This is a genomic window from Paenibacillus sp. 1A_MP2 (assembly GCF_052244825.1).
Taxonomy (GTDB): domain Bacteria; phylum Bacillota; class Bacilli; order Paenibacillales; family Paenibacillaceae; genus Paenibacillus; species Paenibacillus vandeheii.
Genome location: NZ_JBQQCS010000001.1, coordinates 5,801,553 through 5,825,970 on the forward strand (window position 1 = coordinate 5,801,553; position 24,418 = coordinate 5,825,970).

Consider the following 24,418-nt stretch of genomic DNA (forward strand, 5'->3'; position numbering starts at 1 on the left):
CCTCCTGATAATTTTATTTATTATATGCATAGATATATGAGCATTTATTGGCTCAGGACTATACTTATAACAACAATAGCAATGATGAATAACAGCAGGACCCAAGATAGTGGACGAGCGAAGTTTATAGTCCAGCCTATTCCATAACGTTTTTCTACGGTAAAGGAAGGATCATTGGCATTAAAGTAAATAAAACCAAGCTTCCAATAATCATCGTCATTCACAGGCTGCTCCTTGGATCTTTCGCGTTCCTCTTGATGATTCCGAATCTTCCCACCACCTTGTCTGCCTGTTAGAGACAGTAATACAGCACCTAACACGATCACCACAGGGGTGATGAAGCTAATAGCTGTCAACAAGACCAGATTAGGGACGAACATATTTATCTGAATGAAGGCAAATAAAATGGTAAGAAGCAACCCTGTTATTATCGTAAATAGGGACCATTTACGGCGGAATTGAATATTTTTAGCAGCAAATTGGGAAGGATCAGAAGTGGTAAGCTGTTGTTTGCTTGTTTTAATACTCCAGTTAACCAACATCATCAGTGCAATTATTCCTAGCTGTACAAGATTAATAGCCAGTACGGAAAGGTAGGTTTTAGGCACACTGGAAGTGACATTGCCCTGAAGATCATATTTTATAGGAATGACGTTAGGTAGAGCCTTATAATTCAGGATCGAAATGATCGCAATGGCTACAATAATAGTAATGTGAATGAGAAACCAATAGTTGGAATAGGTGAGCTTATTTTGGCGGAAGGTGGTATCAATTTTAACCCTTTGAGGCGCTTCTACAGTTGTATGTGTTCCGTTTATCTTTTTCATTTTGAAATGAAATACTATATTTAGTGCTGCCCAATACACAATGAACATAATTGTGCAAACACCGGTAATCATTGCGCTAGACTCTTCATTAGCAGATCGGAGTAAATACAGACAGACAAGTATAACCATTCCGTTCCCGATCAGACTTATTTTAGCAAACGTACTCCGTAGCTTACGTAAGGTTGGTGTGTAGTAATTATATTCACTTACCGTAACCCCAAAGCTAATTGTTTCCCTTGTCACATATGGTGTAAAGGATAGAAATAAAGCTAATGGAGCAAAGATTAAAATGATAGGTAATATACTAAATAGTTGCATAGATAACACACTCCCTTGATTCTTTTATTCTTTGTTGTAACCCCTCTTAACATCATCATAAATTTGGTCTAATACCGCAGATAGTTCCTCCTTGGTCATTCCGCGACATATCGCTTCGGCAATAATCGGTCTTATTTCTCTTTGCTGCTTTTTCAAAAAATCATCCGTTAAATCAGGCATTCCATCAGGGTTTACTACGACTCCCTTTTGTCTATGAATTAGAATGTATCCATCTTGCTTGAGTAATGTATAAGCCTTGTTGACCGTATGAAGGTTAACTCCAATATCTGCTGCCAAATTCCGAACCGAAGGTAGCGCCTCACCTAGCTGTAACTCACCACTAGCAATCCCTTCGATAATTTGAAAAACAAGTTGTGAATAGATGGGAAGTTCGGATTGCATATCAAGTTGAATAATCAAGAGTTCACCTTCTTTTGTTATCTGTTATATATCAAGTATAACAGATATAACACGAGTGAGCAATACGTATGAAATAATGAAGTGTGAGTACAAGGGGGATTGATGCGGGAGTTTATATCACGAGTATATTAGTTATTTTGGCTCACCCATATTTTGAGTAGCCTATTATGCATAAAGCCGCATATCAATCGCGAGGGCAAGCTTACCTGACCCTTCACCATTGGTATGCGGCTTATCCTGATGAGCTTATCTATGTGATTCAAGAGCTTAGTGGAGGCACATGACAGAGTTGTATTCAAATTTCATTCAAAGTTCAGTCTTATCTTCGACAATCCGATAATGGATTTTGCGAACTATAATTTTCAGGATCATATATAACGGAATAACGATAATCATCCCAAGAATGTTCCCCAGGTCCGCCCCTACAAGCAGCAAGATGACGGTAGTCAACGGATGAATATCCAACTGTTTGCCATAGACATATGGAGAGATCAGATTGTCCTGGATTTGCTGGGCAATGACAATAATGACAAGCGACCAGATCGCCATCGAAGGTGATTCAATGAACCCCACAATGACGACAGGAATAGCTGCCAGCAAGGCCCCCACATAAGGAATGAAGTTCAAAATGATGGATACAACTGTCAGAAGAAGTGCATACGGCAACCCCAGAAATAGAAAACCAATGTACATCAAAATTCCCAAGGCCACATTGACAATGACACGGCCTACAATATAGCTGCTTAAAGCTTCATCGATTTCATGGACCGTCTCTTCTCCATCTTTACGGTAACGTCTCGGGAGCAGAAGTGTGAGATTGGTTCCGAATTTGCTGCCTTCCTTAAGCATGTAATACAGCATGATCGGGAACGTCGCCAGAATGATAACCAGATTGGATACGACCGAGAATAACCCGGATACATAATCCGTTACCTGAGCAATCCCTTGACTCAGAAAATCAGAAAAGCGCGAGAAGAGATCGGAATCCTCAGGTAAATATTTTGAAAGGAAACCGCTCCTTTCGAATTCAGCCAATTGATCGCTGAGCGAAGTAACCAGTACCGGGGCATTCTCCACAAAGTTCAACAGCTGCTCACGCAGTGAAGGCCATACAAGTACACTGAATCCTGCCAAAATTAAGGCAATCACCACGTAAATGATAAGGACTGACAGTGCACGCTTCATTTTGTGCCGTTCCATATAGTCGACAAGCGGACGCAGCAGATAATAGAAAAAACCAGCAATTAGCAGCGGAATGATGATGATGTGAATCAGCGAGGTCAAGGGAGTAAAGATAAAGTTGACTTTATCCCCCAAATACACGATGAGCAGCAGCAAAATAATCGCTGTGCATATACGGTAAAACTTGTTGTTTATCAAGAAACGTGATCCCTCCATACGCTGCTTTGCCAAATACGACTGCGGCGATAATATGTATGTAATTAATGCAACTTACTACAGCTTGGGCAGCGTGTTCCACTCCAAGCCATATTCTCATGTATGATTATATGTACCCTTAAATGCTAGTCATGCCACAGCGAATGCTGAATATACTCTCTTTCCACCCTGAAGTAGAAATTGGGCAAAAAAAGAAGCAGGCGATTAGCCTGCCACATCTCTTTTGTTGAATACAACCCATGAGATCACCATGAAAATCACATAATATACAGCCAGTACGGCAATAGAAAAACCAAGTGTCATGCCTGCATTGCCTCCACCCATTAGTCCCAAGTCTGTTGCTGAACCCATGTATCGACTGAGGTCCATGTTATTAAACAGAACATACTTGGCCCAATCGTACCGTTCGGGGTTGAAAATTAGTGAGAACAAATTCTGTGTAAACATGATAAACAGAGACAGCCCGATTGCCAGAGCTCCCGAACGAAATACGGAGGAGACCATAAAGGCTATAGCGAGTGTAATAAACAAGTCCACGTACAGATATCCCCATAGTGCAAATGCGTGCGAAGCAGAAGCACCACTTCCATCCTGAGCTGCAGAATGGGAGAATAACATATACGACATTACAGTTGCCAGAATAACAACAAGTAACGTACTCAGAATACTAAATCCAATCACGGACAAATATTTGGATGCCAGTATTTTGCTGCGCGACCACGGACGAATCAGCAGTAGTTTAATCGTTCCCCAGGTGAACTCACCAGCTACCGCTTCAGCTGCAATGACGACACAGAAGATAGTATTCAGGAAAAAGACGATCTGAACGGTTGTAATAGCTGCTTGCCAGTATGGAACCTCACTGGACCCCATGCCTTCATTGAGCAGAACCGGCATCAACAGCGAGATTAATGCCAGAATGGATAACATAATCCAGGTACGCGGACGACGGAAAATTTTCATATTTTCATTCAGTATGAGATTGCCGAAATTACCCAATGCTGCCGCCCCCAGTCACTTGCAAAAATTGATCTTCCAGCGTATGGGTAACGTTACGGATACCATATACCTGGAACCCTTCACTGACCAGCCTCGCATTCAAGTCCGGAATCTGCTCACGGGATAACCGAATCACAATAGCATTGCCCTGAACTGTAGCCTCACTAATCAGTTCAGCTGCACGCGGTGCATCATTCACCTCAAAAGCAACTTCAGTAAGGGCATCTGCCCCCGCCTCAGCTCTGAGATTTCTCACATCAATCAGCTTGCCGTTCTGGATAATTGCAACGGTGTCACACATCAATTCCATCTCCGACAGCAAGTGGCTGGATACAAAGACGGTGATGCCTTCCTCCTGACAAAGCTGACGCAAATAATCCCTAAGTTCCCGTATTCCCTGTGGATCAAGCCCATTGGTAGGCTCATCCAATACCAATAGCTTTGGTTTATGTAATATGGCTTGGGCAACACCCAGACGCTGTCGCATACCCAGAGAATAGGTCTTTACCTTATCATGAATGCGGGCTGTGAGCCCAACACGTTCAATCGTCTCGGCAATGCGTTCTTTCGTAATGCCAGGCGACATTCTGGCAAAGTGCACGAGATTCTGGTATCCAGTCAGAAACTTGTACATTTCAGGATTTTCAACAATTGCCCCAACCTGAGCTATGGCCTGCTCAAATTCATTCTTTACACTGTGTCCCGAGATGATGATATCTCCTTTACTAATAGACATCAGTCCCACCATCATTCGAATCGTTGTTGTTTTCCCCGCCCCATTGGGTCCTAAAAAACCAAAAACCTGCCCCGGAGAAATATCCAGAGTCAGGTCACTGACCAATGATCGGGAGGAGATGATTTTACTGACGCCCTGAAGACGGACGACCGGCTCCTGCTGCATTCCATTCCCTCCTTCATCGACGGACATTCACATCATGCCCGTTTCTCATATGAACACAGTGTATCATAATCTTTAGTATATTGTCCCGCAAACTGGGATTTCCCCTGACGTTTCGTATGAACTACACACGCTTCACAGCATCCAAGCGGCATTTCACTCCGATAAAATCCGGTGCGAAATACGTGATTGCCTCCACAGTCCTCTTCCTTTAGTTCGACAGAGCCCTAGCGACCGACACAATCATCCCACAACTGACACAGTAAAAGCGGTCCATTTCGATCAATGATATTCCTTCCCCTCACAAGGAGCATTGAAGTCCCTGTTATTTGTCGTTAGACGCTGAATTTTGATACATTTTGTATCTAACTCGTAATTTACTTGACACCGGGACTAATGTCAACCCCTTGCAGGTTTAAAAAGAAATGAAATGCAAAAAAGCTCTATAAATGCGACTAAAGTCTCGCATTCATAGAGCCTTTTTAAGTTCAAATGATACAATTCGGTTCATAGTATGGGTTAATACTATCAATCAGTTTTGTCATGCTCGGTCTCGTTGTCCCCATTTTTCGGATAATACCAAAGCAGCGTCCAATCGTCCCCATCCTTTACGATATAACAATTCTGCACGATTTTAAATTGACCAAAGGTTCCCGTAAACTTCTGGGTAACCCCAATGCGATACGCCTCTGCAAATGGCTTAACGCCATCTATTACCGTAACGTCAAACTCCCGTTCCGGCTTCTCCATCTCCAAATCAAAGGTTTCCACCCCAAAATGCTGCATGAAAATATGCGCTCTGGACTGTAAATAAGCGCTTTTGGGAAAACGCTCTTTCATCAGCGGATGAAACAATTCCCATGAACTGCCGAAATCACCCGTTTGCTCATATTTGTAAAACTCTTCGGCAAGAGCAGCAGCTTCGTCTGGTGCATCCGCACGAAACAGGTATGGGATGGTTCTGCCGATGAGCCACAACAGCAGCAATACAAGTGCTATGAATCCGATCTTTTTAAGTAATGCATTCCGGTTCCTTCTTCGCAGCATGCCCCGTCCCCCTTGTCCTACTTCCATACTTATGATGGATAGCAAGCAAGTAGAAGCTGGAACTAACGAGCAGCATTTCCTGGGAAATCACTTTCTTTTGATCGAAGATCCTCTTGGAGACCTGAATCTTCTGAAAACGGCATTAGCCCCCATATATATGGCAATTCCGCCACATCCGCCAAGCAGATCCACGCCAACATCACGGATCGAACTCGTCCGGTTAGCGCTGAACTGCTGAATATATTCATCAACGGAGGCGATCATTGCTACTACGGTCAGGGCAGCAGCGAAACAAGCCAATATTCGCATTTTCCTGTATCTCAGCCCACCATAGATAAGTATCGCCAACACAGCATATACAAATAAATGTGCACTCTTCCGAAATATAAACTCAACAAATTCATAAGGTCGTTGTCTTAAGGAATAATCAAGCTCACCGTACGTGAACTGCACATCGGGTAATGCAAATCCGATCTTCACTCTTTCAGACCACTTATGCAGCCAAGGCTGAATGGTCTGCTGCTGATACGATTGTGTCGAGAAGTGCCAGATCACCAGAACCCAGGCCGCAATCAGCAGCAAAGACAAGATATAAACATAATGTCGCTGTTTACGTCTATGCTTATACCTTCGTTTCCCGTACTCCTCCTCCATAAGCAAGATTCTCACCACTTTCATAAGCCATTCATGGATTTTGTTTATTTCTCCAAATGTTCTTCAATTATTCCGTGAATGCGATCTCTTTCCTGCTGGTCCACGATGTAATAATAAATCCCATTGATTTTCTCACCTTTGCCCTGGATCTCCACCGTATCTACATTCTCCAAATCATTACGATAATCGAGGAGGAGTTCCTTCATCTCATCAAAAGTTACATCCGTTCTGACATGATTACCTAGTTCATCAAGCATATTTTGGATATTAAATACACTGGAGAATTGCATCGTGTTCTTAAGCATCTGCTTCAGTACCTCTCGCTGTCGATCATTACGTCCCAAATCCCCTTTCGGGTCATCATAACGCATTCTTGAAAAACCAAGCGCAGCAACACCATCCAGATGAATATTCCCTTGATCATAACGCTGGCCCTCATAATCAAATGCAAAAGGATTATTTACATCTACACCGCCGACGAGGTCAATAATTTTGGAAAACCCCTCCATATCCACTTTCATATAATAATGAATGGGGACTCCCAGAAATTGCTCGACGGTATTTACCGACATGTCCACGCCCCCAAAGGCATAAGCATGATTGATCTTATCTACCGTATTGTGTCCCACAATATCTGTCCGTGTGTCCCTTGGAATATTAAACATGAGTACTTGTTTTTTTCCCGGATTTACACTTAGTACGATAATCGTATCCGAGCGTCCTCGATCATTCGGACGCTCATCCACGCCCAGAATTAGCGCATTAAAAGGCTCTTTGCTGTTAATATCCACCGGTAGCCCACCCCTGCTATCTGTGACTGAGACGGGCTTTACAGGATTTCGAGGCTCATAAATTTGGTCTGCAGTTGTTTTCACGGATTGGTAGAGATATATGGCATAACCAAATACAACAACTACAAAAAAGGAAGCAATCCAAATCGAGATTTTCATCCACTTTTTCATTCGTTTTTCCTCACTCACAATCAAGATGAAAGCTAAATGTTTGAGCTCGACCTAAATAGCTGCTGATTAGATAATGGCGGCCGTCTTCCCCTTCGCGGATGTCAACCCCGGACGACCTACGGAATAATATTGAAGACGGGATGCACGAATCTGCTCGGGACTGTACAGATTGCGTCCATCAATCATGACAGGATCATTCATCAGATCAGCAAGTTCCGCTAAATCAATATGGACGAATTCCTTCCATTCGGTCAAAACACATAATGCGTCAGCCCCTTTGGCGGCTTCAAGTGGATTTTCTTCCCACGTAATGGAAACGGCATTAACTTCCTTGCAAAAATTGTCTGTTGCAATCGGGTCATAAGCCTTAATCATTGCACCGGCTTCGCTTAACTGCTGGATAATGTCAATAGCTGGAGCATCTCTTACATCGTCAGTATCAGGCTTGAAAGCGAGTCCCCAGACTGCAATTGTCTTTCCTTTCAATGACCCTAACGCTTCTTCCAATTTGTGAATGACATGAAAACGCTGCTCCTGATTGACTTTCACCACAGATTTCAATATTTTGAAATCATAGTCCACCATTCCCGCAATCTGAATTAACGCCTGCGTGTCTTTCGGAAAACATGAGCCACCGTATCCAATGCCGGCTCTCAAAAAAGCCGATCCGATACGCTTATCATACCCCATACCTTCGGCTACACGAGTAACGTCGGCTCCTACTTTTTCACATATATTCGAGATTTCATTGATGAATGATATTTTAGTTGCCAGGAACGCATTGGATGCGTATTTAATCATTTCGGCTGAACGAATGTCTGTAATTATAAGATTCTCTGTTAATGGACGGTGAAGCTTCTTCAGCGTTTTAATCGCCCGATCACTGTCTGTTCCGATAACAATGCGATCAGGATTCAACGTATCTTTGACCGCTGATCCTTCGCGCAGGAACTCGGGAACAGAAGCCACATCGAAAGGCTGAGATGAGATACTGCTAATCAGCTCACGAACACGATCATTGGTGCCTACAGGAACAGTGCTTTTGGTCACGATAATTTTGTAGCTCTCAATATGGCTTCCAATCTCTATAGCTACTTGCTCTACATAGCTTAGGTTGGCTTCGCCGCTCGGAAGAGAAGGAGTGCCTACAGCGATAAAGATAATATCCGACTGGCTAATCGCATCAGCAATATTGGAGGTGAACGATAGATTACCTGCTTGCATGTTGGAAGCCATCAACTCTTTGAGGCCAGGTTCATAGATGGGAACGTTACCCTCGTTGAGCATCTCTACTTTGGCCTCATTGTTGTCTACGCAGATGACCTGATTGCCGATTTCTGAAAAGCATACTCCCGATACCAGACCTACGTACCCTGTTCCAATCACTGCAATATTCATCTTGTTTTCCCCAATTCACGCAATTTTGGATAATATCTGTCCATTCCATCTCTACTCGCACGATATCCTCTTCCACCAGTTCACTGCCCATCTGCACTTCAATGATCTCAAGTTCGGTTACAGCCTTCACGCTATGTTTGCTGCCAGCCGGAATTGAAAGGACATCTCCCTGATGAATCCGACTCAGTTCACCATCGAGAATCAATTCGCCATGCCCTGAAACGACCGTCCATACTTCGTTTCGTTTGAGATGATATTGATAAGAAAGATTCTTCGCCGCTCCTATAATCATCCGTTTGGTTAAAACCTCTTCCGCTTTATCATTGCGTGTGTAGTCCAGGACCTTATAGCAGCCCCAGCGGCGCTCCTCATACATAGGGCGTTCAGTGCTATCTTTGAGCACTTCCTTAATCTGCGGACTTGCTTCCTTTTCGCTCACAAGAATACCGTCAGGACTTGTAGCAACAATGAGATTGGAGACGCCAAGCACACAAACTGGGATATTCAATTCATTGATTAAATGGGTATTTACAGAGCTGTTCGTCATGACACCTTTGCCTACGATGTTGGTACTCATCTCATCTGTTAATGTGTTCCATGTACCCAAATCTTTCCAGTATCCATCATACGGTGTTACTACAATATGTTTAGCCTTCTCAACCACCTGGTAATCAAAGCTGATTTTCTTCAATCTTCCGTATTGTTTCAGCATCTCTTCATACTGTATTGGCAGTTCAAGCAAAATGAGAAGATTGATTAAATAATTCAATTGAAATGCAAAAACCCCGCAATTCCAAAGGGCAGATTGCTCGATCATCTCTGCCGCTTCAGTCTCACAGGGTTTCTCTTGAAAACGTGATACTTTGGCGTAATGCTTGTGTTTTTCAGCTTCATCTTGATCTGGAATAATATAACCGTATTTCTCTGACGGATAAGTGGGTTTCACCCCGATTAATGCGAGCTCCGCACCAGACTCAGCCAATACTCCTTCAAGCTCCGTTACTTTATAGAAAAAGGATTCCTCCACATATGGGTCAACAGGAAGTACAGCCACCGTTTCGTTCAGACTGACACCCTGTACGGAGTACAGATATACAGCTGCCAAGGCAATCGCGGGAAAGGTATCTCTGCGCTCCGGCTCAACGACAAGATCAACCTCATCGCCCAGCTGACTCCGTAAAATCTCCACCTGCGGCTTGCTCGTTGCTATCGTGGCCTGTTCGCTTAGTCCCGTATGCTGCAGTTGCCTCCATACCCGTTGAACCATGGATTCAGTTTGCCCTTCTGGGCCCTCCAGTACTTTCAGGAACTGTTTCGATCTCGTATCGTTGGATAAGGGCCATAACCTCTTGCCTGATCCACCAGAGAGAAGTACGATTCTCATGGTTATCACTCCCTCCTTCTCTATTTCATGGCACTTTTAATATCTGTGTCTTTCTTCAAAATATTTTTTTCGTACAAACGCTCGCGTAAAAAATGGAAATCATCCTTGTCATAAACAATCCGTTTAAAGGAAATTTTGTAAATCATTTTTAAAGCTAACATCGAAACAAAAACTCGTATAATGGAGCCAACAAGCAGTGTTATCCCTACCCCATTCAACCCTAAAGTCGGAGTAATGTAAAAAAACAAACAAATCATAACTGACACTGAAGAAATTTGCCCGACAAGAATTACTTCTGGTCGACCTAGTGCATTAAATGAAGAAGCCAAGATACCGGCACCTCCAGCAACAACGCACTCCAATGAAAGCAAATAAAAAACGATACTTGCTTCCAAAAACTCTTCTCCATATAGAAGCCCCATTAAAAATCGGCCAATAACCATGCTGGGTATGATTATAATTATCATAAGAACCATACTACTTCTAAATGATCTACTGACAAGACTGAAGACCTCTTCCTTCTCCAGGCCTGCGGCTTTTGGAAAAATAACATTGGCGATGGCCGTCTGAATAACGTTAAACATGCGGGAAAGTGCGTAAACAACAGAATACAAACCAAAATCACGCGGCGTGAGCAAAGCCAAAATGATTATTTTATCAAATTGATTGTATAACGTATTGAACAACTCAACTCCGCTAACTCTTCCAGCAAAAGAAAATAAGTATAATTTTGATCTAATCTGAAGAATGACTTCCTTAACCTGTTTAGAGATATGCATCCTTAACATATAAAAATAAAATAGCAAAACAATAGCGTGTGACATAAAACTAACAAGTATGGCGCGCTCCAAAGAGAGAATCCCGCTTATCCACAACAAAAGCAGTCCCAATAAATTGATTAAAGAAGCAAAAAGCCTGGCCATATTAAAAATATGGAATTTTTCGGTTCCTTGTGCAGTTGCCGCCAGAACGCCAGCCATGAGAAAGACAGGCGTCAGAGAGAATGTACATCTTCGCAATGTAAATAACATCTGCTGAAAAATTCGATAACCACGATGAGATCCCGAACCAGGTTATAATACCAATGATGATGCTAATCGGAATTTGAACCATAAAACTCATGCTGGTATACATCGGAGTCAAATCTTTGTTTTTTTTGATATGATAAATTAATGACGTCGGCAATCCCAATGTTGCAAGATTGGTAAGGAACCCTGGCCAAAATAATATGGCAGCTAGTTCTCCTTTGCCTTCTGCTCCAAATACCCTGGCCGTTAAGATAGAGGTAAGGGTGGTAATGCCCATGATAAGAATATTGATGATGCTGGTCATGAGGATGGTTTTAATCATACTTTGCGGCCTATGCACTTTAGTAATAGCAATGCTCATCCAATACTCCGCCTCTCATTACTACACTTCAACACTACTGCCTACATTTCGCTCTCTCCCTAATCGGCCGTCTTCATTAATCAGCTCTTCACAATAATGCAGATACTTCTGAGACATATTCGTCCAAGTATTATTTAAAGCTACTTTTCGTGCTATTTCACCCATCCTTTTCAATTCATCCGGAGCTTGAACAAGTCTAGTCAATATATTAGACAGTCCCTCTACATCATCAGGACTTTGCATAATGAAACCAGGTTGGTGTTCCTCATTAATGGCCGATATCATTTCGGTTACTCCTGATTCTTCGGTTATAATTACCGGGATTCCCGAAGCAAGTGCCTCTAAAACAACTAAACTGCAAGCTTCATAACGAGAAGGAAAAACAAATAGATCGACATTGCGCATGATATGATCCATATCATTCCGGTACCCTAAAAAGTGGACCCTGTCTTCAATCTTCAAGTCTATAGCCATTTGTGGGTATATGCTTTTATATGTAGACCCTGCCACAACAAGTGAAAATCCCTGCACAGATTCCATCGCCCTCAGGACAGTTTCTAAATTTTTTCGAGGATCAGCTATACCTCCTGCAAACAATCCCACGACTTTTTTTTTATCTAACTGCAGTTTGCTTTTATGCTCTGTTGGGTAAAATTCGAAAATATCCACTCCATTATTAATGACATCTATCTTATCTGGAGTATTTCCAAGTTGAGTAAGCTCACTTTTAACTTTCTCAGATACAGCAACAATCTTTTTGCTTTTGCGAAATGCACGACGTTCAAGATAGGAATTAACAACCGAATAAAACCCCAAATACCAACGTCTCCAAGTTGGATGTGTGCGAAAACCATGTACTGGGGATTTAATCCATGTGCTGTGAACAAAATGTACAGCAGTGATGTCTGCCTTTGCCCAAGTAATGAAACCATTAACAATAACTACATCGACCTGCCCGGAATTTCTTAATCTGCGTATATGGTCCGCACTTTGAAAGGCAAAAATTTGGTGACGTAGAAGTACATACAATTTGGGTGAAGGACATACTTTGATCCATGTCATATTTGGGGTACCCAGTAAATGAGGATCAACTTCGCTGGCAATGCATATAACTTTATGTCCCTGTTTTAATGCCTCAGAAGCAACTTCATAATTTACTCTCCCTTGCCCCTCTCCTTTGACAAATTTATGATTAACGATGCAAATTCTCATGTTTAAACCTCCCTTAGCTTCTATTCTTCCCCTTTAATCATGTGATTTTTTGAAATTCCCCTTAAGCCTCTTTACCTAAACCACATTCATGATAATGTTGACAGTGTCTTTGGCGCATTTATTCCAGGTAAAGAACGCCGAATGCTCCTTACCTTTCACGGACATTTTTTCACCTAGTTCTGAATTTGTTGCAATCTCGATCAAATGCGCGGCCGCTTCCTGAGGAACAAGCGGATTAAAATATAGGCCAGCGTCCCCGCATATCTCAGGAATCGAAGCTCGAGAAGATACAACGACTGGACATCCCAGCGCCATTGCTTCGAGAGGAGGTAAGCCAAATCCTTCGTAGAGCGAGGGGAAAATAAAACCCGCTGCATGTTCGTATAGAGCCAGTAGTTCTTCATCAGATACATATCCCAGCCAATGAACAGCATCAGAGTATGGCGTATCTTGCTCTCCGAACACCCTGCTATTTTTAGATCCCACGATAACAACTTTCAAGTTATGCCCTTCAAGCTCAGGCAACACATCAAAGATCATTTTAAAATTTTTATTGGGATTCATCGCGCACACAGCCAAAATATATGGACTCTGTAATTGATACTTCTCTAAGATTCCCTGTGCAGCCTGTATACGATGAATGTGATCAATACCTAAATAAGTCACCTCAATCTTTTCTTCCTCTATTTTGCAATTATGAATCAATTCTTTTTTTGAAAATTGAGATACCGTAATTATTTTCTTCGATGATTTTCCTAAGCGCGCCAATAAAAATTTATACCAATTACGAAAAGCAAACGAGAACCCTTCCGGGAGCTAAATACTGCTGCATCATGAATGGTGACGATTTGGTTTTTTTTGAAAGCCGGCCCTGTATTACACATGTTTATCAGCATTCCCTCTCTTGAATATAAAGGAAGTTCAAACTGTTCCCACAGGTGGCCTTTTAATTTGCCTACAACTCTATGACAAATGTGTTTAAGTTCAAGTTTTGTGATTACATTGTTAGGTGACAATAAGAAAAATTGATATTGATTTGAATTAATAACACCTTGTTCAATCAGTCTATCTATTTCTTTCACCAACTCTATTGCATACCTTTGTACCCCTGTAACAGTCTGGGTCAAGAACCGGGCATTGATATATATTTTAATCATGTGCGTCTCCCATTCTCTCCGAAAATTTCGGTTGCTTCGTTGTAGGCACCTGAATTCCCCCCGTAGATTAGATACTTCATAGTAAAGATTTACAATTTCTTCATTCATTCTTGTAGAACTAAATTTTTCTTTATAAATGTCATACCCTTTCATTCCCATTTCGGATAAAGTGGCTTTGTCCAAACTCATCAATAATTCTGATAATTCGTCAGTTTGATCTACATCGAATACGTAACCATTTATCCCATGCGATACCAATTCCGGTAACGCTCCACGATTGCTGGCGATCACGGGCTTCTTGTTTTTCATCGCCTCCACTGCGGTCAGACCGAATCCCTCCCATCTGGAAGGCACAATAACCGCATCACATTTCTGATAGTGTTCATCGATTTCCTCGTGATTAACCCATCCTATTCGGACAATATTATCTGAAAAATGCAATTTAATATCATCTAACACAGGCTCGCCTATTACATTTAATGTAATACGCTTCTGTAAGTGTTGATGTCGTTGAAATACATCCAAGATGATGTCTAATCCTTTGGCCCAATCGTAACGACCTACGTACAAAAGCTTGATACTAGATGGTTCCTCCAATGATTGATATTCTGGCCGTTGAAAATGAGTAGACTCACTACTCTGCTTCTCACTAATTCCGCTGTAGACTAATTTCGATTTGAAAGGTGACATTCCATACCGAATGGACTGTTCCTGTTCACGTTTTGAAATATTTATAATACAGTCGGTCTTGAACTCCAGTATCTTCTCTATCATAAAATAAACCTTTTTAAGCCAATGTTTGGTGTCCATCAGAAAAGACCAGCCGTGCGAGCAGTAAATCACGCCGGCTTGGCGCCGGGAAACAAAAAATAAGCCTCTTACAAGCATGCCTGCAAAAGAGCTATGTACGTGAATAATATCCGGTTGAATTCGTTTGATGGCTTGGTTGATCTGTCTCATCGCAGAGAAAAAGTGTTTGGGATGGCGCTTATATTGGTAACGTACAATCCGATCCGGCTCCAAATCAAAGTCCGAAGCCGAATTATAGTCACTCATCAGCAGATAAACGTCAAAAAAACGAGATTGATATGCAACGACCTCGTTTAAATAAGTCGCAACTCCCCCAACAACGTATTCTCCTATATGCAAAATCTTCAAAGACAATCCCCCATTTTTTAAGGTATTTCTGCCGTTTCGCGATGCTGATACAAGGCTGCTCCCACAAGTAACCAAATAGAGACATTCGAAGGAAACATCTCAAGCACATTGGTCGTAAGGCTCGCTGCTGCAACACCTACAACAAGCGCGATAGCTGTTTGCGGCAATTTCATGCTATCTGACTCTGGCAACTGCTTCATTCTTTGGATAAGGCTACGCAAAACCCACAGGAACAAAATCGAAATGTATATCATTCCAATAACACCTAGTTGTTCATAAAAGGAGAAATATTGGCTATCCACAGCATAATCTCTGGATTGTAGACCAATGATATTTGTCCGGCGACTGGCTGCACCTACAGAACCAATTCCATTACCAATAATCCCCTCTAATATGAATGGTGAGGTTAGATCAGATCCCCAGCTCTGAAAACGATCAAGCATAGACGTAATTGATAATAAGTTGTAATTATTCAAAACTTGTATCCCCAACACAGTTGTCGCTGGAAGCAGAATAAACACCCCAGACAATAACAACATATTATGTTTGTTATATCGACGCATACGAAGAAAGAACATTGCAATCTGGTAAACACCCCACATAATCAACGCAGACCGAATGGTAGACATGAGCAAAAAACTAATCGTAAGGAGTTGTATCAGCAGGCGAACTAGTCGATAGTTTTTAGTTAAACGAGCCTTCTCAGCAATCAGTCCTGAGATCAACAGAGCATAAGCATATCCGTCTGGTGAATATGTAATAGAGGACAGTCGCGGTACACCCTCAAGATAATTTTTTATATTCACACCATATATGAACCCAAGCGAAATCAACTTTTCTATTCCAAGTGAATATTGAATTAGCCAGCCTGCAATCAGAAGAATCAGGATAAACAGATTCGTTCTGGCGAACAATTCTGTAGCATTGGATTTAGCAATTAACATGCCAATGAATAGCATCATCATCGGCAAAAAAGTAATCTTAAGCCCATAAATCAGCGCAACAGAACTTCCTCCGAGTAACAAATTCAATGAACCTAAGAAAAAAATAGACCCAAGCAAAAATAAAAAGGGCACGGTAAAGTTTTTTTGATCTTGATAAACTTTGCTTAAAGCAATAATTGCTACCAAGGACATTCCCACGTCCTTCAAAGAACGAATAATGATGTTATCAACGTATATCGAAATCAGGCCATAACAGGCCAAGTATACTAATAAAACGTGGATCGAAAGCTTCAATAGGGAGTACTTGGGTTCACCCAACGTTTCCATATATACAGGTTTTCCTGCCACTATAGATACCATTTGTAAATTTAACCCCCATGTCTGATCAGCTTATCGTAAATATCTGCATGATTCTGGAGGAGATACGATTCATTAAAGGTTTGGCTATGATAATAACAGCGATGTTTCAGCCTTTCCTTCTCTTCTGCACTCATGTGGTAATAATGTAAGATGGAATGCCTAATCGCTTCCGAGCTTTGACTTTCGAACGAAAACTCGTCTGTATCCAACAGGATCTCCACCATTCCTCCAACATGCGATGCATACACAGGTGTTCCTACCTGATAGGATTCAATGACCACTCTTCCGAATGGCTCCCCCAAATTGAAGGAACAATGACAAGGTCCATCGCGGCCATCTGTCTGGCAATCTCCGATTTGTCAATTTTACCTTTGAATTCGATACGCTTATCGGGCGCTGCGGATTGCTGCAGAGAATAAAGCGAGGGGCCTTCGCCAAAAATATGCAGTCGGTCTGCAATATCATGACCCAGCCCTCTGAACGCCTCAATCAGATACTGAACACCCTTCACTTCGGTAAGTTGGCCAAAATACCCAATATGGAGCGGAGCGTTAACGTTAACTTTTTTCTGCTCATATAGCCTAACCGAACTTGCATCCATCTCTACAATGTTGTGAATGATATGTTTGCTGGAGTCCTCGAAAAATCCAATTCCAGTGTGACTGTCAAGAATATGGCTGGAAATGCCTATGACTGACGATATAGTCTGGCTAGACTTTCGTGAAAAGACTCTGTAGATTTTGGAATACATCGATATATTAATCGGTTCGATTAAAGAGTAATCCCTAAGTGTATGCACAACCGGAATACCCTGCTCACGGGCAGCCCTCCAAACGGCCAAGCTAATGCCCGGTAAATTTTGCGTATGAACCAGATCAGGCCTTTCGCGGACAAGAAGCTCTTTGATGTGACGATATTGTTTCACATTGAATATATCCTGAACGCGCCACATAATTTTACTTGCCACCGATAAACGTCTCCCGATATCACCAACCCAGTACTGATTGTTGTATGGCAAACGGAACACTTCGATTCCATTGACACGATCTGATCGGATCCGCTTATCATTGTGTTGGCCAACCGTCATGACTTGAACTTCATATCGACGTCCCAATGTCTGAGCTAAAATTTGGGTGGATACCTCTGCTCCCCAATGATGTTCGGCGGATACAGGCTGTGAGCAATCAATATTTTGACCATGAGATCAGGTCGTCCCCAGCAGCATGGAACGGTATTGTTGAATCATGCGTCCCAGCCCCTCTTCAAGTGAAATTTCCGGCTCCCAGCCAAGCAATTTCTGTGCCTTTTCAATTACAGGACGACGGACTTTGGGATCATCCTGAGGCAAAGGCAGGAATACCAACTTGCTGTCAGATTGGGCCAACTTTTTTACCAAATACGCCACTTCAAGGACAGTGTACTCCGTTGGGTTGCCGATATTGATAATCTCTCCATTCGCCTCTTCCGCTTCCATCAGCTTTTGCAGGCCACGAATATTGTCATCCACATAACAGAACGAACGGGTTTGCGAGCCATCCCCATAAACGGTTATGTCCTGCCCCGTGAGTGCTTGTGTCACAAAGTTGGAAATAACACGACCATCATCGTTTCTAAGTCCGGATGAGTACGTATTAAAAATGCGTGCCACCTTCACGGAAACACTGTGTTTCGTGTAGTATTCATAGCAGAAAACTTCACCCAATCGTTTAGCTTCATCGTAACAGGCTCTAGGCCCCCAGGTGTTCACATTCCCCCGATAACTCTCAGGTTGTGGATGGATCTCAGGATCTCCATAAGCTTCACTCGTACTCGAATACAGGAACTTTGCTCCTTTAACACGGGCCAGTTCGAGCAAATGATAGGTTCCTCGAGTGTTCACCCAGATCGTACCGATCGAATCTGCCTGATAGAATTTGGGTGAAGCAGGTGAAGCCAGATGATAGACTTCATCCACTGGCTGATCTACTAGAAAATCCAGTGAGTCGGACAGCGAAACATCAGCTTCACGAAAAAAAAGAGGGGGTTGTTAGCCACCTCTTGCAGATTTTTAGAAACGCCTGTTGAAAGGTTATCTATTCCGGTAACCTGATGTCCTTGATCTATTAATGTTTTGACTAGATGTGAGCCCAGGAAACCGGCCGCGCCCGTCACTACAACATGCTTCAATACGATCACGCTCCATATTATCTAATGAGTAGGTTAAAATGTATTACTTTTAATCATAACGCCAACGGTTTTAAAAATGATAATGATATCCATCTTCATAGAGACGTTAGAGATGTAGTGAAAATCATATTGCAGGTTATGGTGAATCGGTTCCTTACGAACATCACTTACTTGCCACAGCCCAGTAATACCTGGTTTTACCAGAAAACGTCTACGCTCCAGATCTGTGTAGCTTTCTTCTACGATTCGCTTCATTTCAGGTCTGGGACCTATGAAGCTCATATCACCTTTGATAATATTAAGCAATTGTGGCAGCTCATCCAGGCTAGTTTTACGAAGTAATCTACCCAGCCGTGTAATTCTCGGATCATCGCTTGTTGTGGGGGAGGCGCTGTACTTCGGAGCGTCCGTACGCATGGTTCTGAATTTATAGATACTAAATTTAACTCCGTTTTTCCCATAACGTTCTTGTCTGAATATCACGGGTCCTTTGGAGTCAATCTTAATCATAATCGCTGCAACAAGCATGACCGGTGATGTAATCAGCAACAGCACCGCTGCAATAATAAAATCGATAAACGGTTTTATTACGTCAGCATATCCGCCAACACGCTGCGAGTAAGGCTGTTCCAATACTGCCGAAGTGCCATCCTTGGCCAGGGCTTCTCCACTGCCAAAGTATTCCGGTCTTGAAAGTTTCACAGACTATCCCCTCCAGCTACAAGCAATTGATTCAATTGTTCCTTCATCAAAATCTCTTCAATCGCCATGAGGACAGGTGCACGCAATTCTTTATTTTTAAGAGCAAAGTCAAGTGTAGTCAAAATATAGCCCAGCTTCTCACCCACATCAAACCGTGAACCTTCAAAATCATAAGCACTAATACCTTCATCCCGATTCAGCATTTGCAACGCATCAGTGAGTTGGATCTCACCGCCTGCACCCACATTTTGTTCTTCCAGGTATTCGAATACCTTAGGTGTCAAAATATAACGACCCATAATAGCCAAGTTAGAAGGCGCTGTACCCAACGGCGGCTTCTCAATCATGCTGTTTACAGAGGACAAGCGCCCCTCTGTATGCAGGGGATCAATAATTCCGTAGCGGTAGGTTTCACTCGGACTGACCGTTTTCACACCGAGTACAGACTGGTTGACCTTCTCATATTGTTGGATGAGCTGCTTCGTGCATGGCACATCAGACACCACAATATCGTCACCAAGTAATACAGCAAACGGTTCATTACCAATAAAGTTTCGAGCACACCATACCGCATGCCCGAGTCCTAGTGCTTCCTTCTGTCTTATGTAATGAATATCAACGTTGGAGGACTTCCGGACTTCTTCCAGTAAGCTGAGCTTTCCTTTTCAAGAAGGTTTTGCTCCAGTTCAAACGCGCTGTCAAAATGATCTTCAATTGCACGTTTTCCCTTGCCCGTTACAATAATAATGTCCTCTATTCCAGAAGCTACAGCTTCTTCCACGATGTATTGAATGGTCGGTTTATCCACAATAGGGAGCATCTCTTTAGGCATTGCCTTTGTAGCGGGTAAAAATCGGGTTCCCAATCCGGCTGCGGGAATGATTGCTTTCCTCACTCTAGTCATAAATACCACCCTATCCATTATTATTTTGTATGTTTAAAAGCATGAGTTGGATCATTTAAATCCATGAAACCATGAAATAAATTGATGCAATTCTTACTTTTAATTTCACAAAAGGGCATTAAACCCATCCTCACATCACACCCTTGACGATATACGTCTAAGGTACACTACCCACAGTGTGACCGAGTGCCTACCTTGATAAAGGTATAGTAGACATGACCTTGACGATATTCTCTTTAATTAAATGCGCATTCGTTATGCTTTTCCGCCATAATAATTATTCCGCCTTTTGGGCAGTTGTACATTATTCAATACGGCCCCTAGAATACGTGCATTCACATGTTCAAGGTGAGCTTTTGCCTTTTTGACCAAATCCTTCTTTACCTTGCCCGCGCTCACGACAAGAATGACGCCATCACACAATGAACTAATAATTAAAGCATCCGTAACTGCAAGAACAGGTGGAGTATCAAACAAAATAACATCATATTCTTCCTTCAAATCTTGAAGCAGAGCTGTCATTCTACGGGAACCAATCATCTCTGAAGGGTTGGGAGGTATGGGACCGGAGGACAGGACATGTAGTCCTTCCACTCCGGTTTCCCGAAGTACTTCTGTAACCTTATACTGGCTGGACAACACACTGGTCAACCCCACATGGTTGGGAACATTAAACATGCGATGCACCGCAGGTTTGCGTAAATCGGTATCCATCAGCAGGACCTTCTTCCCTTCCTGCGCGTAGGTAACTGCCAGATTACCGATTGTTGTCGTTTTCCCTTCACCGGACAATGCCGAAGCAATCATGATCGTTTGAATCTGACTATCAATAGATGAAAATTGAATATTGGTTCTTAACTTTCGGTAAGATTCAGATGAAGTAGACTTAGGATTAGCCATTGTTACAAGCGTTCCTTTTTCATTGGTTAACCGTGGCATACTGGCCATCACCTACCTGTTTTTGAGATGTTGTTGATTGCTTGGATAAACGAGCTTCCTCTTTTCTGATTCTGGAGATAACAGCAAGTGTGGGGATACCCAGTTCTTTTTCCAATTCATCCTCCGTCTTCAAGGTATCATCCAGATATTCCAACAGGAATATAAATCCTATAGATAGTAGGAGACCAACAAGGAAACTGATGAGGATATTCATAACGGGATTTACATTGATGGGTCCTGAGGAATCCGTAGGTTTGGCTTCACTCAAAATGGTTACATTATCCACTTTCATAATTTCGGGGATTTGGGATTTAAACACTTTGGCGACGGCATTTACGGTTTTTGCCGCTTTCTCAGAAGATAAACCGGTGACGGTCAAATTCATAACCTGGGATTCATTTGCCGTGGATACCCGTAGGATCTGTCCCAGCTCATTACCGTTCATGCCAAGATCGGGGTATGTAGCAGCTACTTTATCGAGGATTGCCGAAGATTTAATGATTTCCATATAAGAACTAATCACTTTAATATTGGTTTGAATTGAACTAATATCAAGGCTTGGAACACCTTGAACGTTATATGCCTGGTTCACGATTAATTTGGCGTTTGCCTCATATAAAGGTACAGTCAAAAAATAATTTTTAACACCCGCCCCTATACAAGCAACTGCAACAAAGGCTATGATGATCCAAATTCGTTTACGTAAAATTTGCATATACTCTTTCAGTTCCACCTTGTATTCCTCCCATTCAAGTCTGCAATTATGATGAAGATAAAGAACTTATTTCTTTTAAACATGTTTAGCTGGTCTCCAGAACAACACCCTGCGTTTCTTGATCGTGGGCACTTCAAGCTTTACGATTTCATTGTTCCATACCGCTCGTGCATTATTTTGCAAACTTCGAACCAGATGCTTCCCAAAACGACGTTCAAGCAGGTGATATGCGGTTTTCATCAAGAATGTTCTTTCTACCATATTATGGGCGTCCGATGAAATGAAATGAAATCCGTTTTCTTTGCAAAAATGGAAACACCATTTCTGAACTTTTCGCCCGAAAAGTCCCATGACCGATTGAGCCGTGATTTGACATAGAGCACCTTGCCCAAGATATTCAACCAATAAATCGGGATTGTTCTGGATTGGACGATTTCGTTCGGGATGAGCAATAATAGGAATGATACCCGCTAACTTAAGTTCTTGGAGTATCCCGGGGAACTGCGAGGGGATATGACCAAAGGGCAATTCCAGCAACATGTAACGGCTCCCGGCGAGTGTGCAGCACGTTCCTGCGTATAAGTCTGCAATCAGGTTGTCATGCACCCTGATCTCCTGTCCGGGACGGATCTCCAAGCGAATGTTGCGTTTGCGAAGTTCTGCATGTAGCAGGTCCACTGCCTGATTGACCACGTTGGGTTTATTGTTGTACTGCCCGTTCAGGTGATGCGGAGTAGCAATGATCGAGGTAATTCCTGAGGCTGCCGCTTTCTCAGCCATCGCAATGGACTGTTCCATATGAACAGGACCATCATCCAGACCGGATAAAATGTGGCAGTGCATTTCAACCATATCCAAACTTCCTCAATGTATGATCCCCCTCGCCCCTTTATTCATTGCGCAAATGCTTTTGGTGTTAAAGAACTAATGCATAACGCTATGAAATATAGTAAAATGGCGTTAAGTACATGCTTGTTCAGAATATGTTTAGAATGTTCAACTCATATGGTAAAATCAATGTAATGATAGGTTTCCTGCAAGTTAGGTTGTTCCGATGCCTTCTCATACTGGAACCGGGAAATGGTCGGAAACTGTACTTCTCGAATCATTGTATTTAACTGTCCCGTTATATATAGTGTCTGCTCTTGCTGAATATGCAAGATTGAATGATACAATGTGAGCTCACCGAAGGGCTGTTTCCATTGCAACCTTGCGTGGAGTCGTACACATACATGGCTATCTTCTACATCCAAACCGATCAGCATCTCTGATGATATTGGCAAGTCCAGGTCGCTCAGGAAGGTGATCGCTCGTGTGTCCATACCAAGCAACAAAACGGGGCGTCTTTTGCGGTCTACCCATTTGCCATGGAACTCCTGAATGTACATATGGACATTTAATTTGAGATCCGCCCATTCCTGAATCATTGAATTCATGGCTTCATTCCTTTAGAATGGTTTAGCTTGCAAGAGTTGCCTACACTCCTTCTCACAGGTATATTGGCTAGGCAACGTGGTCATACTTAAAATATCCCAAATGATACATTTTGTAACTCCATACGTCCAATTTACGATACAATTTGTATCATGTCAAGCAGTATTTGGACATGGTTCTTTTGATTTACGACAATATGAGATGTCCTTAGACAGACCTATATACAACTAGGACTAATAAGGCATTACGATTATGCAGGAAAGCTGCCCTGATCAAACACTTGGCTCAGGATTGTTTCAATATATATTTGATGGCGTTCAGGGGGAAATAGCATATGAGCTACGGAAATCGCATTGCTGAATTAAGGGAACAGCGGGGACTTACTCAAGAAGAACTTGCGAGCTCCATTCATATTACAAGAGCTGCTCTCTCCCACTACGAGAAGAACCGACGCAAACCGGATTTCGAAGTGTTAACGAGACTTGCTGACATCTTTGGCGTATCCATTGATTATCTCATTGGACGGACGAAACAAAGTGATGTCGTGATGGATGAGGACGTAAGGGAATTTGTCGACGCCCTTGAATTATCGGATAAGGAAGTGCTGGAACGCTTCGGCCTGATGATTGATGGTAAACCCTTAACAGAAGAAGAGGCACGTCGTTTTATTGCTTTTGTCCGCATGGAACGCAGCATGGATTAATCCGCAAAGAAGACCCAGTACCGAGAAATACACTTCTCCGGTTTCTGGGCTTTTTTAAGTCTTGTGTTCCCTCCATCTATTCTATGCTTGTCGATGTGTTGTCAAGCCCGCTTGTTGTTGTCGGAGGATACGAAATGGTTCCAACGCTCCGGGTCGATTCCGCATTGCAGTAAAACTTTCATGATGTCCATCTGGGTTGCTTCGACTGGTTTACCTTTCGGCTTACGATCGCCCCTGTTTGGATGCTTCATATTCATTCCGCTAACCTCTCTTATCTTTATACTTTCGCTGCACTCCAAAACTAGCCTTATTATACTTGAGAAACTTCCT

25 protein-coding genes and 2 pseudogenes are annotated in these 24,418 nt (G+C 42.5%); 1 reads left to right on the forward strand and 26 read right to left on the reverse strand.

Features of this window, described 5'->3' with window-relative positions; all coding sequences use genetic code 11:
* Nucleotides 1–44 precede the first annotated feature (44 nt).
* The 25 genes and pseudogenes from ACTWJ7_RS28700 to ACTWJ7_RS28820 all read right to left on the reverse strand — a co-directional run bounded on the left by ACTWJ7_RS28700 (nt 45) and on the right by ACTWJ7_RS28820 (nt 23,387).
* Nucleotides 45–1,145 carry a DUF1648 domain-containing protein gene (locus ACTWJ7_RS28700; protein ID WP_301879656.1) on the reverse strand — a complete coding sequence of 367 codons (1,101 nt, stop codon included), beginning with the start codon at nt 1,143–1,145 and terminating at the stop codon, nt 45–47.
* A gap of 24 nt (nt 1,146–1,169) precedes the next feature.
* Nucleotides 1,170–1,565: a GntR family transcriptional regulator gene (locus ACTWJ7_RS28705; protein ID WP_301879657.1), complete on the reverse strand. Its 396-nt coding sequence runs from the start codon at nt 1,563–1,565 to the stop codon at nt 1,170–1,172.
* A 306-nt stretch (nt 1,566–1,871) separates the two neighbouring features.
* Nucleotides 1,872–2,945: an AI-2E family transporter gene (locus ACTWJ7_RS28710; RefSeq protein WP_301879658.1), complete on the reverse strand. Its 1,074-nt coding sequence runs from the start codon at nt 2,943–2,945 to the stop codon at nt 1,872–1,874.
* A 222-nt stretch (nt 2,946–3,167) separates the two neighbouring features.
* On the reverse strand, nt 3,168–3,962 hold the full coding sequence (locus tag ACTWJ7_RS28715) for an ABC transporter permease (protein WP_301879659.1): 795 nt from the start codon (nt 3,960–3,962) through the stop codon (nt 3,168–3,170).
* On the reverse strand, nt 3,955–4,863 hold the full coding sequence (locus ACTWJ7_RS28720) for an ABC transporter ATP-binding protein (RefSeq protein ID WP_301879660.1): 909 nt from the start codon (nt 4,861–4,863) through the stop codon (nt 3,955–3,957). Before ACTWJ7_RS28720 ends, ACTWJ7_RS28715 begins: the two co-directional genes overlap by 8 nt.
* A 525-nt stretch (nt 4,864–5,388) precedes the next feature.
* A complete protein-coding gene (locus ACTWJ7_RS28725; RefSeq protein ID WP_301879661.1) occupies nt 5,389–5,907 on the reverse strand; it encodes a hypothetical protein in 519 nt (172 codons plus the stop codon).
* A gap of 87 nt (nt 5,908–5,994) precedes the next feature.
* Nucleotides 5,995–6,561, reverse strand: coding sequence for a VanZ family protein (locus tag ACTWJ7_RS28730; protein ID WP_301879800.1), 567 nt, complete (start codon nt 6,559–6,561; stop codon nt 5,995–5,997).
* A gap of 44 nt (nt 6,562–6,605) precedes the next feature.
* On the reverse strand, nt 6,606–7,523 hold the full coding sequence (locus ACTWJ7_RS28735; RefSeq protein ID WP_301879662.1) for an LCP family glycopolymer transferase: 918 nt from the start codon (nt 7,521–7,523) through the stop codon (nt 6,606–6,608).
* 66 nt (nt 7,524–7,589) lie between these two features.
* A complete protein-coding gene (locus ACTWJ7_RS28740; RefSeq protein WP_301879663.1) occupies nt 7,590–8,921 on the reverse strand; it encodes a UDP-glucose dehydrogenase family protein in 1,332 nt (443 codons plus the stop codon).
* A complete protein-coding gene (locus ACTWJ7_RS28745; protein WP_443146111.1) occupies nt 8,824–10,305 on the reverse strand; it encodes a sugar phosphate nucleotidyltransferase in 1,482 nt (493 codons plus the stop codon). The genes ACTWJ7_RS28740 and ACTWJ7_RS28745 overlap by 98 nt, the downstream gene beginning before the upstream one ends.
* A gap of 20 nt (nt 10,306–10,325) precedes the next feature.
* Nucleotides 10,326–11,285 (reverse strand): oligosaccharide flippase family protein, encoded by a 960-nt coding sequence (locus ACTWJ7_RS28750; protein ID WP_443146112.1) that lies wholly within the window; start codon nt 11,283–11,285, stop codon nt 10,326–10,328.
* Nucleotides 11,230–11,694, reverse strand: a complete 465-nt coding sequence (locus tag ACTWJ7_RS28755) for an oligosaccharide flippase family protein (protein ID WP_443146113.1) — start codon at nt 11,692–11,694, stop codon at nt 11,230–11,232. The genes ACTWJ7_RS28750 and ACTWJ7_RS28755 overlap by 56 nt, the downstream gene beginning before the upstream one ends.
* Nucleotides 11,695–11,715: 21 nt before the next feature.
* Nucleotides 11,716–12,906 carry a glycosyltransferase family 4 protein gene (locus ACTWJ7_RS28760; protein WP_301879666.1) on the reverse strand — a complete coding sequence of 397 codons (1,191 nt, stop codon included), beginning with the start codon at nt 12,904–12,906 and terminating at the stop codon, nt 11,716–11,718.
* Nucleotides 12,907–12,981: 75 nt separating this feature from the next.
* Complete coding sequence (locus ACTWJ7_RS28765) at nt 12,982–13,674, reverse strand: glycosyltransferase family 4 protein (RefSeq protein WP_443146114.1); 693 nt, start codon at nt 13,672–13,674, stop codon at nt 12,982–12,984.
* The gene (locus ACTWJ7_RS28770) at nt 13,662–15,221 is read right to left on the reverse strand and encodes a glycosyltransferase (RefSeq protein WP_443146115.1); all 1,560 of its coding nucleotides are present in this window, start codon (nt 15,219–15,221) and stop codon (nt 13,662–13,664) included. Before ACTWJ7_RS28770 ends, ACTWJ7_RS28765 begins: the two co-directional genes overlap by 13 nt.
* Nucleotides 15,222–15,238: 17 nt before the next feature.
* On the reverse strand, nt 15,239–16,492 hold the full coding sequence (locus ACTWJ7_RS28775) for an O-antigen ligase family protein (RefSeq protein WP_301879669.1): 1,254 nt from the start codon (nt 16,490–16,492) through the stop codon (nt 15,239–15,241).
* A 41-nt stretch (nt 16,493–16,533) separates the two neighbouring features.
* Nucleotides 16,534–17,714: pseudogene (locus ACTWJ7_RS28780) on the reverse strand (glycosyltransferase).
* A gap of 15 nt (nt 17,715–17,729) precedes the next feature.
* Nucleotides 17,730–18,515 (reverse strand): NAD-dependent epimerase/dehydratase family protein, encoded by a 786-nt coding sequence (locus ACTWJ7_RS28785; protein WP_443146437.1) that lies wholly within the window; start codon nt 18,513–18,515, stop codon nt 17,730–17,732.
* Nucleotides 18,491–18,700, reverse strand: coding sequence for an NAD-dependent epimerase/dehydratase family protein (locus ACTWJ7_RS28790; protein ID WP_443146116.1), 210 nt, complete (start codon nt 18,698–18,700; stop codon nt 18,491–18,493). The genes ACTWJ7_RS28785 and ACTWJ7_RS28790 overlap by 25 nt, the downstream gene beginning before the upstream one ends.
* Before the next feature lie 24 nt (nt 18,701–18,724).
* The gene (locus ACTWJ7_RS28795; RefSeq protein WP_301879672.1) at nt 18,725–19,393 is read right to left on the reverse strand and encodes a sugar transferase; all 669 of its coding nucleotides are present in this window, start codon (nt 19,391–19,393) and stop codon (nt 18,725–18,727) included.
* Nucleotides 19,390–20,297 (reverse strand): annotated as a pseudogene (gene galU / locus ACTWJ7_RS28800) (UTP--glucose-1-phosphate uridylyltransferase GalU). Before galU ends, ACTWJ7_RS28795 begins: the two are co-directional and overlap by 4 nt.
* 255 nt (nt 20,298–20,552) lie before the next feature.
* Nucleotides 20,553–21,236: a CpsD/CapB family tyrosine-protein kinase gene (locus tag ACTWJ7_RS28805; RefSeq protein ID WP_301879673.1), complete on the reverse strand. Its 684-nt coding sequence runs from the start codon at nt 21,234–21,236 to the stop codon at nt 20,553–20,555.
* The gene (locus ACTWJ7_RS28810) at nt 21,217–21,969 is read right to left on the reverse strand and encodes a YveK family protein (RefSeq protein ID WP_301879674.1); all 753 of its coding nucleotides are present in this window, start codon (nt 21,967–21,969) and stop codon (nt 21,217–21,219) included. The genes ACTWJ7_RS28805 and ACTWJ7_RS28810 overlap by 20 nt, the downstream gene beginning before the upstream one ends.
* Before the next feature lie 57 nt (nt 21,970–22,026).
* Nucleotides 22,027–22,803 carry a tyrosine-protein phosphatase gene (locus ACTWJ7_RS28815; RefSeq protein WP_301879675.1) on the reverse strand — a complete coding sequence of 259 codons (777 nt, stop codon included), beginning with the start codon at nt 22,801–22,803 and terminating at the stop codon, nt 22,027–22,029.
* Nucleotides 22,804–22,952: 149 nt separating this feature from the next.
* Complete coding sequence (locus ACTWJ7_RS28820; RefSeq protein WP_079350943.1) at nt 22,953–23,387, reverse strand: hypothetical protein; 435 nt, start codon at nt 23,385–23,387, stop codon at nt 22,953–22,955.
* 332 nt (nt 23,388–23,719) lie between these two features.
* On the opposite strand from ACTWJ7_RS28820, the gene ACTWJ7_RS28825 reads away from it, so the two are divergent.
* Nucleotides 23,720–24,088 carry a helix-turn-helix domain-containing protein gene (locus ACTWJ7_RS28825; RefSeq protein WP_024632898.1) on the forward strand — a complete coding sequence of 123 codons (369 nt, stop codon included), beginning with the start codon at nt 23,720–23,722 and terminating at the stop codon, nt 24,086–24,088.
* A gap of 101 nt (nt 24,089–24,189) precedes the next feature.
* On the opposite strand, the gene ACTWJ7_RS28830 is transcribed toward ACTWJ7_RS28825, so the two are convergent.
* Nucleotides 24,190–24,345 (reverse strand): hypothetical protein, encoded by a 156-nt coding sequence (locus tag ACTWJ7_RS28830; protein ID WP_161634243.1) that lies wholly within the window; start codon nt 24,343–24,345, stop codon nt 24,190–24,192.
* Nucleotides 24,346–24,418 lie beyond the last annotated feature (73 nt).